Origin of the sequence: Streptomyces sp. 3MP-14 (assembly GCF_006334905.2) — a bacterium.
GTDB classification, from domain to species: Bacteria; Actinomycetota; Actinomycetes; order Streptomycetales; family Streptomycetaceae; genus Streptomyces; species Streptomyces triticirhizae.
This window is the reverse complement of record NZ_VDLZ02000015.1, coordinates 36,251-49,001: the sequence shown is the minus strand read 5'-3', so window position 1 is coordinate 49,001 and position 12,751 is coordinate 36,251. Positions and strand designations below refer to the sequence as shown.

At 72.9% G+C, this 12,751-nt stretch carries 12 protein-coding genes and 3 pseudogenes; 6 read left to right on the top strand and 9 right to left on the bottom strand.

The window, feature by feature from the left end; genetic code table 11:
• Window positions 1-366: 366 nt before the first annotated feature.
• Together FH609_RS23315 and FH609_RS23310 are read right to left on the bottom strand one after the other, a co-directional pair.
• On the bottom strand, window positions 367-1,347 hold the full coding sequence (locus tag FH609_RS23315; protein ID WP_139667420.1) for a threonine/serine dehydratase: 981 nt from the start codon (window positions 1,345-1,347) through the stop codon (window positions 367-369).
• 34 nt (window positions 1,348-1,381) lie between these two features.
• A complete protein-coding gene (locus tag FH609_RS23310; protein WP_139667419.1) occupies window positions 1,382-2,230 on the bottom strand; it encodes a class I SAM-dependent methyltransferase in 849 nt (282 codons plus the stop codon).
• Between the two features lie 118 nt (window positions 2,231-2,348).
• Here FH609_RS23310 and FH609_RS23305 point away from each other — a divergent pair, with 118 nt between their 5' ends.
• Window positions 2,349-2,957 carry a TetR/AcrR family transcriptional regulator gene (locus FH609_RS23305; protein WP_139667418.1) on the top strand — a complete coding sequence of 203 codons (609 nt, stop codon included), beginning with the start codon at window positions 2,349-2,351 and terminating at the stop codon, window positions 2,955-2,957.
• Between the two features lie 8 nt (window positions 2,958-2,965).
• Window positions 2,966-3,811 carry an alpha/beta fold hydrolase gene (locus tag FH609_RS23300; RefSeq protein WP_193317871.1) on the top strand — a complete coding sequence of 282 codons (846 nt, stop codon included), beginning with the start codon at window positions 2,966-2,968 and terminating at the stop codon, window positions 3,809-3,811.
• A 22-nt stretch (window positions 3,812-3,833) separates the two neighbouring features.
• Here the strand turns inward: FH609_RS23300 and FH609_RS23295 are convergent, their stop codons facing one another.
• A complete protein-coding gene (locus FH609_RS23295) occupies window positions 3,834-5,006 on the bottom strand; it encodes an epoxide hydrolase family protein (RefSeq protein ID WP_139667416.1) in 1,173 nt (390 codons plus the stop codon).
• Window positions 5,007-5,109: 103 nt separating this feature from the next.
• Between FH609_RS23295 and FH609_RS23290 the strand changes: the two genes are divergently transcribed.
• A complete protein-coding gene (locus FH609_RS23290; RefSeq protein ID WP_139667415.1) occupies window positions 5,110-5,685 on the top strand; it encodes a CGNR zinc finger domain-containing protein in 576 nt (191 codons plus the stop codon).
• A 22-nt stretch (window positions 5,686-5,707) separates the two neighbouring features.
• On the opposite strand, the gene FH609_RS23285 is transcribed toward FH609_RS23290, so the two are convergent.
• Window positions 5,708-6,742, bottom strand: coding sequence for a saccharopine dehydrogenase NADP-binding domain-containing protein (locus FH609_RS23285; protein WP_139667414.1), 1,035 nt, complete (start codon window positions 6,740-6,742; stop codon window positions 5,708-5,710).
• Window positions 6,743-6,856: 114 nt separating this feature from the next.
• Between FH609_RS23285 and FH609_RS23280 the strand changes: the two genes are divergently transcribed.
• From FH609_RS23280 to FH609_RS23270, 3 genes are all read left to right on the top strand, one after another.
• Window positions 6,857-7,834: a helix-turn-helix domain-containing protein gene (locus FH609_RS23280; protein WP_139667413.1), complete on the top strand. Its 978-nt coding sequence runs from the start codon at window positions 6,857-6,859 to the stop codon at window positions 7,832-7,834.
• Between the two features lie 102 nt (window positions 7,835-7,936).
• Window positions 7,937-9,397: an AAA family ATPase gene (locus FH609_RS23275; protein ID WP_139667412.1), complete on the top strand. Its 1,461-nt coding sequence runs from the start codon at window positions 7,937-7,939 to the stop codon at window positions 9,395-9,397.
• Between the two features lie 9 nt (window positions 9,398-9,406).
• The gene (locus FH609_RS23270) at window positions 9,407-10,729 is read left to right on the top strand and encodes a tetratricopeptide repeat protein (RefSeq protein WP_139667411.1); all 1,323 of its coding nucleotides are present in this window, start codon (window positions 9,407-9,409) and stop codon (window positions 10,727-10,729) included.
• A gap of 70 nt (window positions 10,730-10,799) precedes the next feature.
• Here FH609_RS23270 and FH609_RS23265 read toward each other — a convergent pair whose 3' ends face one another.
• The 5 genes and pseudogenes from FH609_RS23265 to FH609_RS23250 form a co-directional block, all read right to left on the bottom strand.
• Window positions 10,800-10,958, bottom strand: coding sequence for a DUF664 domain-containing protein (locus FH609_RS23265; RefSeq protein ID WP_405378936.1), 159 nt, complete (start codon window positions 10,956-10,958; stop codon window positions 10,800-10,802).
• 21 nt (window positions 10,959-10,979) lie between these two features.
• Window positions 10,980-11,375: pseudogene (locus FH609_RS32490) on the bottom strand (YybH family protein); the annotation flags it as partial.
• Between the two features lie 186 nt (window positions 11,376-11,561).
• Window positions 11,562-11,735 (bottom strand): annotated as a pseudogene (locus FH609_RS32485) (MerR family transcriptional regulator); the annotation flags it as partial.
• Window positions 11,733-11,969: pseudogene (locus FH609_RS32480) on the bottom strand (SDR family NAD(P)-dependent oxidoreductase); the annotation flags it as partial. The pseudogenes FH609_RS32485 and FH609_RS32480, both read right to left, overlap by 3 nt.
• A gap of 52 nt (window positions 11,970-12,021) precedes the next feature.
• Window positions 12,022-12,645, bottom strand: coding sequence for a TetR/AcrR family transcriptional regulator (locus FH609_RS23250; RefSeq protein WP_139667410.1), 624 nt, complete (start codon window positions 12,643-12,645; stop codon window positions 12,022-12,024).
• Between the last annotated feature and the right edge of the window lie 106 nt (window positions 12,646-12,751).

Here is a 12,751-nt window from a genome sequence, read left to right as displayed (position 1 = left end):
GCGAAGCCGGTGCGCGCCACGCACGCCCCCACCCACCAACCGGCCCCCGAACAAGCCGCAGTCCCCGCGCCCAGAGGGCACGGTCGCCATCACCCACCACCCCCACGGCAACAAACCCCACCTCCCGGAAGCCGCGCCCCCCCTCCCAGCCAGCCCCTTGCCGGCATTCGTTACGCCCGCACCCGGCCGATCGTCCGCCATCTAGGCCCGGCGTAGTAGCCGCGCCAGAACCCCAACCCCCCACAACAAGCCTCGTCGACCAACAAACGACCAGTCGGGCTGCCCCGCACCGGCCACCGGCCCGCACTTACCACCCGCACCCACCACCCCACCCGCACCACCCCACCACCTCCACCCCGTTCACCCCTAGCAGCCCACCGCCCCCACCCAACGGTGGTAGGACCCCACATCCACATTGCTGCCGCACACGATGGTGACGACGTGGCGGCCGGCAAAACGTTCGCCGTCCTCCAGGATCGCCGCGATGCCGAGCGCGGCCGACGGCTCGACGACGAGGCCGGCGTGGTCGAGAAGCATCCGCATCCCGGCGACGATCGACGCCTCCTCGACCAGAACGGCGTCGTCGGCGACCAGCAGCAGGTCGTCCAGGACGGCGGGGATGGGGCACCGGCCGGCCACGCCGTCGGCGATGGTGTGGGTCGAGTCCGTGGTGACAACCCGCCGTTGGCGCCACGAGTGGGTCAACGCGGGCGCGCCCAGCGGCTGGACGCAGATCACCTCCACCTCGGGGGCCAACGCCTTCACCACATGGCCCACGCCGGTGGCCAGCGCCCCACCGCCCAGCGCGATCAGCACGGCGTCGAACGCCGGCGCGGCGTCGTCGTCGTCCACCAGTTCCAGGCCGATGGTCGCCGCGCCCTCGCAGGTCTCGATGTCGAGGCTGTCCTCCAGCAGCCGGATGCCGTCGCGCCGCGCGATGACGGCCGCCCGTTCGCGCGCCAACTCGTGGTCGCCGTCGACGAGTTCCAGCCGAGCGCCCAGCGCGCGGATGCGGTCCAGCTTGGCCGCCGTGGCGAAGCGGGAGGCCACGACGGTGACGTCGAGACCCCGGGCCCGACCGGACCAGGCCAGGGCCTGACCGAGGTTGCCCGCGCTCGCGCACACCACGGCCCGCTGGCCGGCGTCCGCGAGTTGGCTCGCCACCACCTCGGTGCCCCGGCCCTTGAAGCTACGGACCGGGTTCGCCGTTTCGAGCTTGATGCTCACCGCGCATCCGAGGTCGGGTTCCAACGCCTCGCAGCGGTACAGCGGGGAGTCGAGAAAGACCGGGTTGATCACCCGGCGGGCCGCCCGGATGCGGTCGGTGTCGAGACGCGTCTTCCGCACAACGCGGCAGCGTAGCGCGCGACCGAACGCCCGTTCAGTGGGTTTTGGCGCGGACGGCGGTGCGGACGGCGGTCCTCGCCAGCGTGCGGACGGCCGTGGTCGCCAGCGTCGTGTAGGGCATCGTGAAGCGGCCGCCCAGGGCGTCGATCGCGGCGCCGACCTCGTTCAGCACCTGACTCATCTGGTCGGGGGCGAGACGGGTGAGGCCGCCGGTGGTGGGGAGCAGGTTCAGCCACTCGTCGCGGGTGTAGGTCCGTTCCCAGTCGAACCGCCACTCCTCGGGGGTGGTGAACTGGCCCGTTGTCACCAGCGTGTTGGCGATCCGGGCGTAGCCGGCCTGGTAGGTCTCCAGGGGGCGGCGGGCCGGTTGGCCGGCGAACGGGGCGTCGGGGGCGACGCGTTGGAGGGCGGTGGCGAGGGGTTCGGCCACCTCGGCGGGTGGCTCGTAGACATGGCCGAAGATCGCCAGGCGGCCGTTCGGGCGCAGCAGCTCGGCGGCCTTGGTGGCGCCGACGGCGGGGTCGACCCAGTGCCAGGACTGGGCGGCGATCACCGCGTCGAAGGTGCGGCCGGCCGGCTCCCAGTTCTCGAACGTCGCCACCTCGACGGTGAGGCCGCGGGCCCGGGCGAGGTCGGCCATCCGCGCGTCCGGTTCGACGCCGAGGACGGTGCGTCCCGCTGCCTGGAACTGGCGGGCGGCGATGCCCGTTCCGCAGCCGACGTCGAGCAGGTCGGGGCCGGGGCTGCCGGCGACGATGCGTGCCACCAGTTCATCGGGGTAGCGAGGGCGGGCCTGGTCGTAGCGGTGCGGGTCCGTGCCGAAGGACTCGGCGGTCACTCGGGCCTGGTGCGGGGCCGGCGGCTCCGGTCGTAGAGTGGGCATACGCCCACCATAGTGGGCGAGCGCCCACTCGCCAACCGGTCGCCGTCAACTGGTCGCCGCGAACCGGTCGCCGGGAACCGGTTGCCGGGAGCCGAGCTTCGTACGAGAGGATGCGTCCGTGCCCACCGGAACTCATCTCCGCGACGCGCGGCAGCAGCTGTTCGACGCCGCCGAACGCGTGCTGCTGCGCGACGGCCCGAACGCGCTGACCAGCCGGGCCGTCACCGACGAGGCGGGCTGTGCCAAGGGCGTGCTGCACCGGCACTTCGCCGACTTCGACGCCTTCCTCGCCGAGCTGGTGCTCGACCGGGCCGAGCGGCTCGCGGGGCAGGCGCGCGCGCTCCGCGCGTCCGCCGGCGCGGGCGCGGTGGCGGACAACCTCACGGACGCGTTGACCGTGTTGTTCGGGCCGGTTCCGGTGGCGATCATCCCGCTCATCACCTTCCGGGACGGGCTGCGCGCCCGGCTGCGGGCGGCGAGGCCCGGCGGCGGCATCGCGATCCTGTCCCAGGCGACGGCCGAGATCTCGGCGTATCTGGCCGACGAGCGGGAACGGGGGCGCATCGCGGCCGACGCCGACCTCGACTCACTCGCCCTCTCCCTCGTGGGGGGCGGGCATCTGCTGTTCGCCGACCGCGACGCGGACCCGCCGACCACGGCCGCCGTTCATCAGCTCGTGACGACGGTGCTCGCCGGCGTCGCGCCCCCGGCCCGGCCGGGGCCGTGAACATCTGGGTGACGAGCTGGGTGGCGGCGGACGACGGGGTGCGGCTGTGGACCGCGACCACGGGGGCGCCGGGGGCGTCCTGGCCGGTCGTCCTGGTGCACGGCGGGCCGGGGCTGTGGGACTACCTGGGCCCGGTGGCCCAACTCCTCGATGGGAACAGGGTCGTTCACCGGTTCGACCAGCGCGGCTGCGGGCGTTCCGACCCGTCGGACGACCAGCGGGTGGCGCGGGCCGTCGCCGATCTGGAGTGCCTGCGGCGGCACTTCGGCCATGAACGGTGGGCCGTCATCGGCCACTCCTTCGGCGCGACGCTGGCCCTCGCCTACGCCTGGACGCACCCGGAACGGGTCGCGTCGCTGGTCCCGCTCGGCTCCACGGGGCTCGGCGACTGGCGCACGCCGGCGCGCGCCGAACACGCGCGGCGCGCGAGCGCGCAGCAGCGCGCGCGGCTGGCGGAGTTGAGTGGGCGGGAGCGGCGTTCGGCTGAGGAGGAACGGGAGTTCCGCACGTTGGCCTGGTTCACCGACCATGCCGACCGCGAGCGCGCCTGGGCGTGGGCGGCCCAGGACGCGGCGGCGCCGCACGCGATCAACTGGACGGCCAACCGGCGGCTGGCGAGGGAGGTGGACTCCTGGCCGGAGGAGACGGTCCGCGCCCGCTGCCGCCGGATCACGGCCCCGGCGACCGTCGTCCACGGCGCCGGCGACCCGCGCCCGGCCGCGACCGCCGCCGCCCTCGCGGCGGCCCTCCCCCACGGCCGCTTCGTGCCGATCCCCGACGCCGGCCACCACCCGTGGCGCGAACAGCCGTCCGTGCTGCGGGCGTTGCTGCTGCGGGCGATCCGGCGGGCGTGAGGTCGGAGGCGCCCGGCCGCGTTCACCGGTGGGCGGCGAGCACGGCCGCGAGGCCCTCCCGGAGATCGTTGACGAAGTACCCGGGGACTTCGAGCGAGGGGAAATGCCCGCCGTTCTCGGGCGACCTCCAGCGGACGATCTCCCGGTATCGTTTCTGCGCCCAGGGGCGGGGATACCTCTCGATATCGCGCGGATAGATGGTGATGGCCGACGGGACATCGACCCGGAGTTCGGGATCGAGCGAATTGTGGCTCTCGTAGTAGATGCGGGCCGCCGAAGCGCCGCTCCGTGTCAGCCAGTACAGGGTGACATTGTCGAGAACGCGGTCCCTGGAGATTGTCTCGAACGGGCTGTCCTCGGTGTCCGACCACTCGGCGAACTTGTCGAGAATCCAGGCGAGCAGGCCGATCGGCGAGTCGACGAGCGCATAGCCGATGGTCTGCGGCCGGGTCGCCTGCTGCTTGGCGTAGGCCGCACGGTGGCGCCAGAACCGGCGGGTCTCCTCGGCCCACGTGCGCTCGACGGCCGTCAGCCCGTCCATGGTCATTCCGGGAGGCGCCTCGGCGAAGGTGGTGTGGATGCCGAGAACGTTCTCGGGAAACCTGCCGCCGAGAACCGTGGTGATATTGCCGCCCCAGTCACCGCCGTGGGCCACGAACCTGGGGTAGCCGAGCCTTTCCATCAGTTCCACCCAGGCGGCCGCGATCTTCTCCGTTCCCCAACCGGTGGTTGTCGGCTTGTCGCTGTAGCCGAATCCGGGGAGTGACGGGACCACGACGTGGAACGCCGGCGCGTCCGCGTTTTTCGGGTCCGCCAACTCGTCCACGATATCGACGAATTCCGCGATGCTGCCCGGCCAGCCGTGGGTGAGGAGCAGCGGGGTGGCGTCCGGGCGCGGGGAGCGGCGGTGCAGGAAGTGGATGCCCAGCCCTTCGATGGTGGTGCGGAACTGGCCGATCCGGTTGAGGCGCTCCTCGAACGGCCGCCAGTCGTATCCGGTGCGCCAGTGGTCCACGACATCGACGAGGTCGGCGAGGGGAACGCCCTGGTCCCATCGGCGGGGGTCGGGCGGGGCGCGGTAGACCGTCTCGGGCTCCGGCAGGCGTGCCGCCGCCAGGCGCGCGCGCAGATCGTCGAGTTCGGCTTCGGGCGCGTGGGCTTCGAACGCCCGGATGTCGGTGGTGGGGCGGGACATGAGACCTCCTCGTTCATGAGCGAGCCGGCGGCGACCGATGCGAACCGGCTAAGACGGTTCTAACAGACGTCCGCGCCATGCGGCAACCAGCTAAGGTGGTTCCATGCCTGTCCAGTTCCCCGACTTCCGCCTCGGCAGCGTGCTGGCGACGAGCTTCACCGGGACCCTCTCCGAACGCCATGGCGAACCCGTCGAGCGCGTTCCCACGCCGCGACGACTCGTCGACTGGCTGGAGGTGTACGGCCTCACCGTGGCGTCCTGCACCGCCGAGCAGCTCGAACTCGCCCGGGAGTTGCGGGAGTCGATCCACGCCGCCGCGACGGCGGCCGCGCTCGGGGACCCTCTCCCCGCGTCCGCCGTCCAGGTCATCAACGACCGCAGCGTTCAGGGCCGGGCCGCCGCCGTCCTGACGCCCGAGGGCGAGCGGCGTTGGCGACTCGGCCCGGACTCCCGCGTGGAGGACGCCCTCGGCGTGATCGCCGCCGACGCGGTCGAGATCATCGCCGGCGAGCGCGACGGGAAACTCGCTCTGTGCGCCTCGCCGACCTGCCGGGCCGCCTTCTTCGACACCAGCCAGAGCCGCACCCGCCGCTGGTGCGACATGAACACGTGCGGGAATCGGCAGAAGAAGGCGCGCCTCCAGGCCAGGCGGCGCGGGGCGTCCGGCTCGGCGGGGTGACCGGCCCCTCCCGGGAGCCCGCTCAGCCGGAGAACTCCACCGTGAGATGGGGGCGCAGCGCCGCGAGGAAGTCGCCGGCGTCGAAGGCGGCGCCGGCGGACGCGACGCCCGCGCCGGTGCGGGTCAGGCCGGCGAGGACGCGGTGCGTCGCCTCCACCACCAGCGGCGCGCTCACCGCGTAGATGTCCCGGCCACGGGCCACGGCCCGGCGTTCCTCCGCGCCGCGCCGCACCCGGACGTCGACGAGGAACGTCTGGTCGGAACGGCCGGACTCGTCGGCCGGCGCCGGCGGCGCGGTGTCGGGGGCGGCGAGGTCGCGGGCCGCCTCGGCGGTCATGTAGGTGCGGACCTCGGGGATGGCCAGATGGCTGGGGAGGGTCACGACATCGGCCATGGTGAACTCGCCGATGACCGTTCGGGAGCCGAGCGGTTCCGGGAAGGTCCAGTTCAGGGTCGGCGGGGCATCGGTTCGGTACTCCAACCGACCGTTGTGGTAACGGATGCGGCGGCCGTCGCGCCGTTCCCGGGAGACCGCGCCCGCCGCCCGGGTGCCGGCCGTGGGGTGCCAGCTGCTCAGGCCGTAGGCGATGTGCGCCTCGTCGGCGGCCGGCCAGCCGCCCAGGGCCGCCGTGGCCAGCAGGTCGCCGAGCCCGCCGAAGAACGCCATCGCCGGGACGACCAGCATCCCGGCCTCCCGGGCCCGGTCGGCGAAGTGGGCGAAGGCGTCGACGTTGGCCTCGATCTCGGCGGCCACGTCCAGGTAGGGGATGCCGGCGCGGAGGGCCGCCTCGATCACCGGGGCGGCGGTGGTGGCGAACGGGCCGGCGCAGTTGATCACGGCCGCCGCGCCGGCCAACGCGCGGTCGAGGGCGGCCGGCTCTTCCACCGTCGCGGCGCGCACCGCCCAACCCCCCTCGTACGCCTGCGCCTTGAGGCGGTCGGCGTCGCGGCCCACCAGCACCGGGAGGTAGCCGCGCTCGGCCAGCTCCGCCACCACGAACCGGCCGGTGTGGCCGTAGGCGCCGAACACCGCGACGCGTTGGCCCGTCGTCCCCATGAGTACTCCCGTCGCTTGTGCCGCTGGCGCTCCCGCGCCTCGTGGGCACGATCCTGGCCGGAGCGGCACCGCACGGCCACCGTCGGGAATGCCATGCCCCATACACTTTCGGACATGACGAGGAGCGCGCGCGGCACGACGGTCGCGGTGGCCGCGACGGACGGGATGCTGTCCTTCGAACTGACCCTGGCCTGCGAGGTGTTCGGCGACGACGCGGCCGAGCTGCCCGAACCCTGGTACCGGCTCGCGGTCTGCGGCCCGGGCGCGGTGCGGCTCGGGCGCTTTCTGGTGGAGCCGGAGCACGGGTTCGACCGGCTGGCGGAGGCGGACACCCTGATCGTTCCGGGGTGGGCGGACGTGGCACGGGAGCCGCCGGGCGCGCTGGTGGCGGCGGTGCGCGCGGCGCACGCGCGGGGCGCGCGGGTGGCCTCGCTGTGCACCGGCGCGTTTGTGCTGGCGGCGGCCGGGCTGCTGGACGGACGGCGGGCCACCACGCACTGGGCGCACGCCGGGGAGCTGGCCGCGCGGTATCCGGCGGTGACGGTGGAGCCGGACGTCCTCTATGTGGACGAGGGCAGCGTCCTGACCTCCGCCGGCAAGGCGGCGGCCCTGGACCTGTGTCTGCACCTGGTGCGCCTCGACCACGGCGCCAGGGTCGCCAACACGATCGCCCGCCGGCTGGTTGTCCCGCCCCAACGGGACGGCGGGCAGGCCCAGTTCGTGATGACGCCGCTCCCCGACCCCGGCAACCACCCGCTCGCCGAGCTGATCCCCTGGGCGATGGAACGGCTCGATCAGCCCCTGAGCGTGGAGGATCTGGCGCGGCAGGCGGGGATGAGTTCGCGCCATCTGGCGCGCCACTTCCAGGCGGCGACGGGGACGACCCCGCTGCGCTGGCTGCTGACCCAACGCGTCCGGCGCGCCCAGGAGTTGCTGGAGACCACCGATGACACGGTCGATGTCATCGCGGCGGCGGCCGGGTTGGGCACGGCGACGACGCTGCGCCGCCATTTCCAGCGGACGGTCGGCGTGCCGCCGGACGCCTACCGCCGCACGTTCCGGGTCGTTTCTCGGGGGCCGGACGCTCGCTAGCACCGGCGGGTTTGCAGGGTGCGGCGCGGTGGCGCACGCTGGGTGGGTGGCGCCACGACGGAGCGTGCGGTGGCGCGTTGCGGGCCGGCGAGGGGGCGTTACATGGCGCAACGGCGTTTGACGCGGCAGGAGTTGAGCCGGCAGCGGCGGGAGGGCGGGTTTGTCGGGCGGCGGCGCGAGCTGGACGTCTTCCGGGAGAACCTGGCGCGGGACCCGCAGGGCGAGGAGTTCAGGTACCTCTTCCATGTGCGCGGCAACGGCGGCGTCGGCAAGTCCTCGTTGATCCGGCGGTGGGAGCGGCAGGCGGTCGAGCACGGCGCGGTGACCGCCGTCCTCGGCGATGAGGTGCACGACGTCATCGAGGCGATGGAGGCGGTGGCGGTGCGGCTGCGCCGACAGGGCGCGCCGTTGAAGGACTTCGAGGCGAAGCTCGCCGAGTACCGGCAGCGCCGGCACGAGGCGGAACGCGAGTTGGGCGGGCCGGGCGTGCTGGACGCCGCCGAGGGGCCGTCGCCCGGCGGACTGGTCGCCGCCCAGGCCGGGTTGATGGCGGCGGGCGCGCTCCCGGTGGTGGGCGCGGTGGCGGGGGCGGTCGATCCGGCGGCCGTCGCGGCGGGCGTGGACCGGCTGCGCTCCCGGATCGCGGGCCGGCTGCGCGGCTCCGACGACGCGCGGCTGGTGCTCTCGCCGGTGCGACTGCTGACGCCGGTCTTTCTCGGTGACCTGGCGGAGGTGGCCCGGAAGTGGCCGCTGGTGGCGCTGTTCTTTGACGTCTACGAACGAACGGGATCGGTTCTGGACGCCTGGCTTCGGGAGGTGATCTGCGAGGAGACCCTTGGTTCGCTGGAGGCCAACGTTCTGATCGTTCTGTCCGGGCAGGGCCCGTTGCACGAACGGCACTGGGGCGACTGGCGCACGGAGATCACCGAGGTGGCCCTCGATATCTTCTCCGAGCAGGAGGCGCACGAACTGCTGGGCGCGCGGGGCGTGCACGACCCCGCGACGGTCGAGATGGTGCTGCGGCTCTCCGGGCGACTGCCGGTGCTGGTCGACATGTTGGCCCACCCGAGGCCGACCTCGCCTGGCGAGGTCGCCGACCCGGCGGAGACGGCCGTCGACCGCTTCCTGAAGTGGGTGGACGACCCGGACCGGCGAACCGTCGCGCTGGCCTGCGCGTTGCCGCTCCACCTCGACGAGGACGTCTACCGGTCACTCGCGCCCGAGGCGGCGGCCGACGCCTACGCCTGGCTGCGCGGCCTGCCGTTCGTCGGCGACCACGAGGGGCGCTACCGCTACCACGCCACCGTTCGGGCACTGATGCTGCGCCACCAGCGCCGGCACTTCCCCTCCGGGTGGGCCGAACTGCACGCGCGGCTCGCGGAGTTGCTGGCCGGCCGCCGCGAGGCCGTCGAGGCCGACCGCACGCCGGGATGGCGCTCCGGCCACTGGAACGTCGCCGAGTGGCGACAGCTGCGCCACGACGAGAGCTACCACCTGCTGTGCGCCCGCCCGGCCGCCGCCCTGCGCGGCGTCCTGGCCGACGTCGCTTCCGCCTGCGACTAGGGCTCGGCGGTGCTGCGGCAGTGGGTCCAACTCCTGCGCCAGGCCGCCGAGGACACGGCCGACGCCGGCGTGGCCGGGTGGGCGGAACGACTCACGACGGCGAGCGAGGCCGAACACCCGGTGATCGAAACGGTGACGGTCCTGCTGACCGCCCCGGAGTTGGACACGGCGCCACGGGCGTTGGCGCTGGCCGCGCGGGGCGCGGCGTACCAGGACAACTACGACCACGAGCGGGCCCTGGCCGACTTCGAGCGCGCGCTCGCTCTCGATCCGAACGACATCGTGACGCTGACCGAACATGGAGTCGCCTGCCAACAGCTGGAGCGCTTCGATGAGGCACTCAGGAGCCTCGACCACGCGGTCGAACGTGCCCCGGACCACGGCTGGATCTACGCCCTGCGTGGCCACACCCACCACTACATGGGGCGGGACAACGAGGCCATCGCCGATCTCGACCGCGCGGTCGGACTCCTCCCCGAGGACACGACGGTGCTCGCCCTGTGTGCCGACTTGCACCGGAAGCTGGGCCGGTACGACGAGGCCATCGCCGGTTGCCGCCGGAGCATCGCACTCAACGCGGAGTACGGCTGGCCGCACGCGATCATGGCGGACGCCTGCTTCTGGGTGGGCCGGCACAAGGAGGCCATCGCCGCTGGCCAGCGCGCCATCGCACTCAATCCCGACGATGCCGGGCCCTCCATGACCCTGGCCGCGTCACGACGGGTTCTGGGGTGCTACGAGGATGCCTTGGCCGACCTCGACCGGGCCATCGCACTCGACCCCTCGGCCGCCGCGCCGCGAGCCTTTCTCCCCTACGTCTACCTACAAACCGGCCGTTACCCCGAGGCGATCGCCGCGTTCTCGCGCTACCCGTCAGGAGAGCAGGACCCGTTCGACCTGCCGCCGATCGTGATCGCGGGCGCGGAGGCGCGGCTGCTCTCGGGTGGTGCGGAGCAGGCGTCTGCCGAACTCGCCGCGCTGCCCGACGGGTTCTCTGACAACGCCTGGGCCGGCGTTCTCGCCGCGCTGGCCGCGCGGCGGTTGGGGCGCGCGGAAGAGGAGACGGCGCACTGGCGGCGCGTCGAGGAAATCCGCGCCACCGCCAATACCTCTCCCTTCTTCCTGTATGCGCTGCGGCCCGAACCGCAGGCCGCGGTCGCGGAGTTGGACCGGCTGCTGGCCACCGCCGACCTTGATGTCGAGACGCTCACCAGCACCCGCAACACCCTGGAACGCTTCGAGCGGGCCGGGTTCGCCGATCCGGCCGTCACGGGGCCGCTGCGCGAGCGGCTGACGGCCGCGTTCGCTGAAGCCGCACCTGCCCAAGGCTGAGCAGCGCGGTGGTCGTTGGGCCGGTCACCGCAGGATCATCAGCGGATGCCCAGGGCAGCATCGACAGATCTCAGGCGCAGGTCCGCCCGTCGACGAGCTCGCGCACGACGTCGAGGTGGCCGTTGTGGCGGGACGTCTCCTCGATGAGGTGGAGGATCACCCAGCGGAGATTGATCGGAAGCGCCGTCGGGTGCCACAGCACCGGCTGTGCTCTGGGAGAGCCCGGCAAGGTCCGCCGGACAGACCCCAGTCACGGTTCGAGGTCGGTCACTCCGTTGCCGCTCGCCAGGTCGAACGGTACGGAGACCTGGTCGTGTGTGACCAACCAGTTGCCGTCGAACTTGCGGAAGCAATAGGTGACCCGGACCCACATACCGTTCGTGACCGTCCCGTCCTTCAGCGTTCCGCTGAACCGAGCGAAGCAGTGCCCGAAAGCCACGTCATCGCCCACGGTGAGTGTCAGGTCGCGAACTTCATAGCGTGCATCCTGGAAGAACGTGAACGTGGTCGCCCAGTTCTTCGACTTCGCCGCCAGCCCCACATGCTGTAGCGGCGGTTCGATATCGAAGGACACGACGTCCGTTGCGTAAAGCTGTTTCAGGCTCTCTAGATCCATGGTTCGGATTCCTTCGACGATCTTGTCGACCTGTTGCCTGATCTTGACGTCGTCCACCTCGCGTTGGCCTGGCATCGCTCCCCATCCTCCATTCGGACCCCAACCTTGGCTTCTCGCCCGTACGACAACACAGCACCCCGGTATGTGACACGCCAGGTCCGTAACCTGACGCGACGCCTGCGGCGTTCGTCGAGGTCCAGGCCCGGTCGAGGTCCAGGCCCGGTCGAGGTCCAGGCAGGGCAGGAACACCCGCACGTCGTCCAGGGTGAGGCCGGCGGCCAGCAGTTGGCGGATCTTGCGGACCCGCGCCACGGCCCGTTGGTCATAGACGCGGTAGCCGTTGGCGGCCCGTTCCGAGGTGATCAGCCCCGCCGCCTCGTAGTGCCGCACCGCGCGGGCGGTCCGTTCCGGTTCCCCCTCGGCGGTGATGTCGGCGGGCAGCGGCGTGATCCGGTCGTGGCCGGTCGCGGTCTCGGCGAGCGGTGCGCTGCGGCGGCCGATCGCGACGACGTGGGCGCCCTGGGCGGCGAAGGCGCGGGCGGTGGCCCGGCCGATGCCGGTGCCGGCCCCGGTGACGGCGACGCTCCTGCGGCGTGGCGGTGCGGTGTCGTTCATGCCGGTCATCGTGCGACCCTGCCGCCAGTGGCAGCGTCAACGGCGCGGGGCCGGTGGTCGGTCAGGCGCCGTCCAGCAGCGTGGTGGCGAGGGTCTGGACGGAGCGGGTGAAGCGGCGGGGCTCGTCGGGCGTGGTGAGGCGGCGGACCAGGGCGCCGTCGAAGACGGCGAGGACGGTGTGGGCCAGGAAGTCCGCGTCCTCGGGCGGGTGGCCGGCCTCCGCGAGCAGCGCGGCGAGGTGGCGGTGCCAGAACTGGTAGCTCGGATCGTCGAACTTGTCGTCGGCGCACGCCTGTTCGTGGGCGGTGAGCAGCAGCGCGTTGCCCTCGGCGATGGCGCCGAGCCCGTCGAGGAACGCGAGCAGGCGTTCCCTGGGCGGGGCGCCGGGGCCAAGCGGCGGTGGGCCCTCGGCGACGGCGGCACGCAGGGCGCGGGAGCGCTCCTCCAGGAGCGCGGCGAAGAGGCCGGCGCGGCTGCCGAAGCGGCGGAAGACGGTGCCCTTGCCGACGCCGGCGAGCGCGGCGACCCGGTCGAGCGAGACGTGTTCCCCGCCGACCCCGCCCGTTCCGCCGCTCCCCGCGCCCTCCGCGAGGAGGCGTTCGGTGGCCTGGAGCACCGCGCGGCGGTTGCGCGCGGCGTCGGCACGTTCCGCGCCCCGGGTGGGCGCGCCGCGTCCCTCGCTCATCAACGCACCTCCCGGTGAAACGGACCGTCGGTCCAGGTGATGCTAGCGTGTGCGAACCAAGCGGACCGTCGGTCCGATTAGCGGCGTTCCGATGAATCGAGAGAGG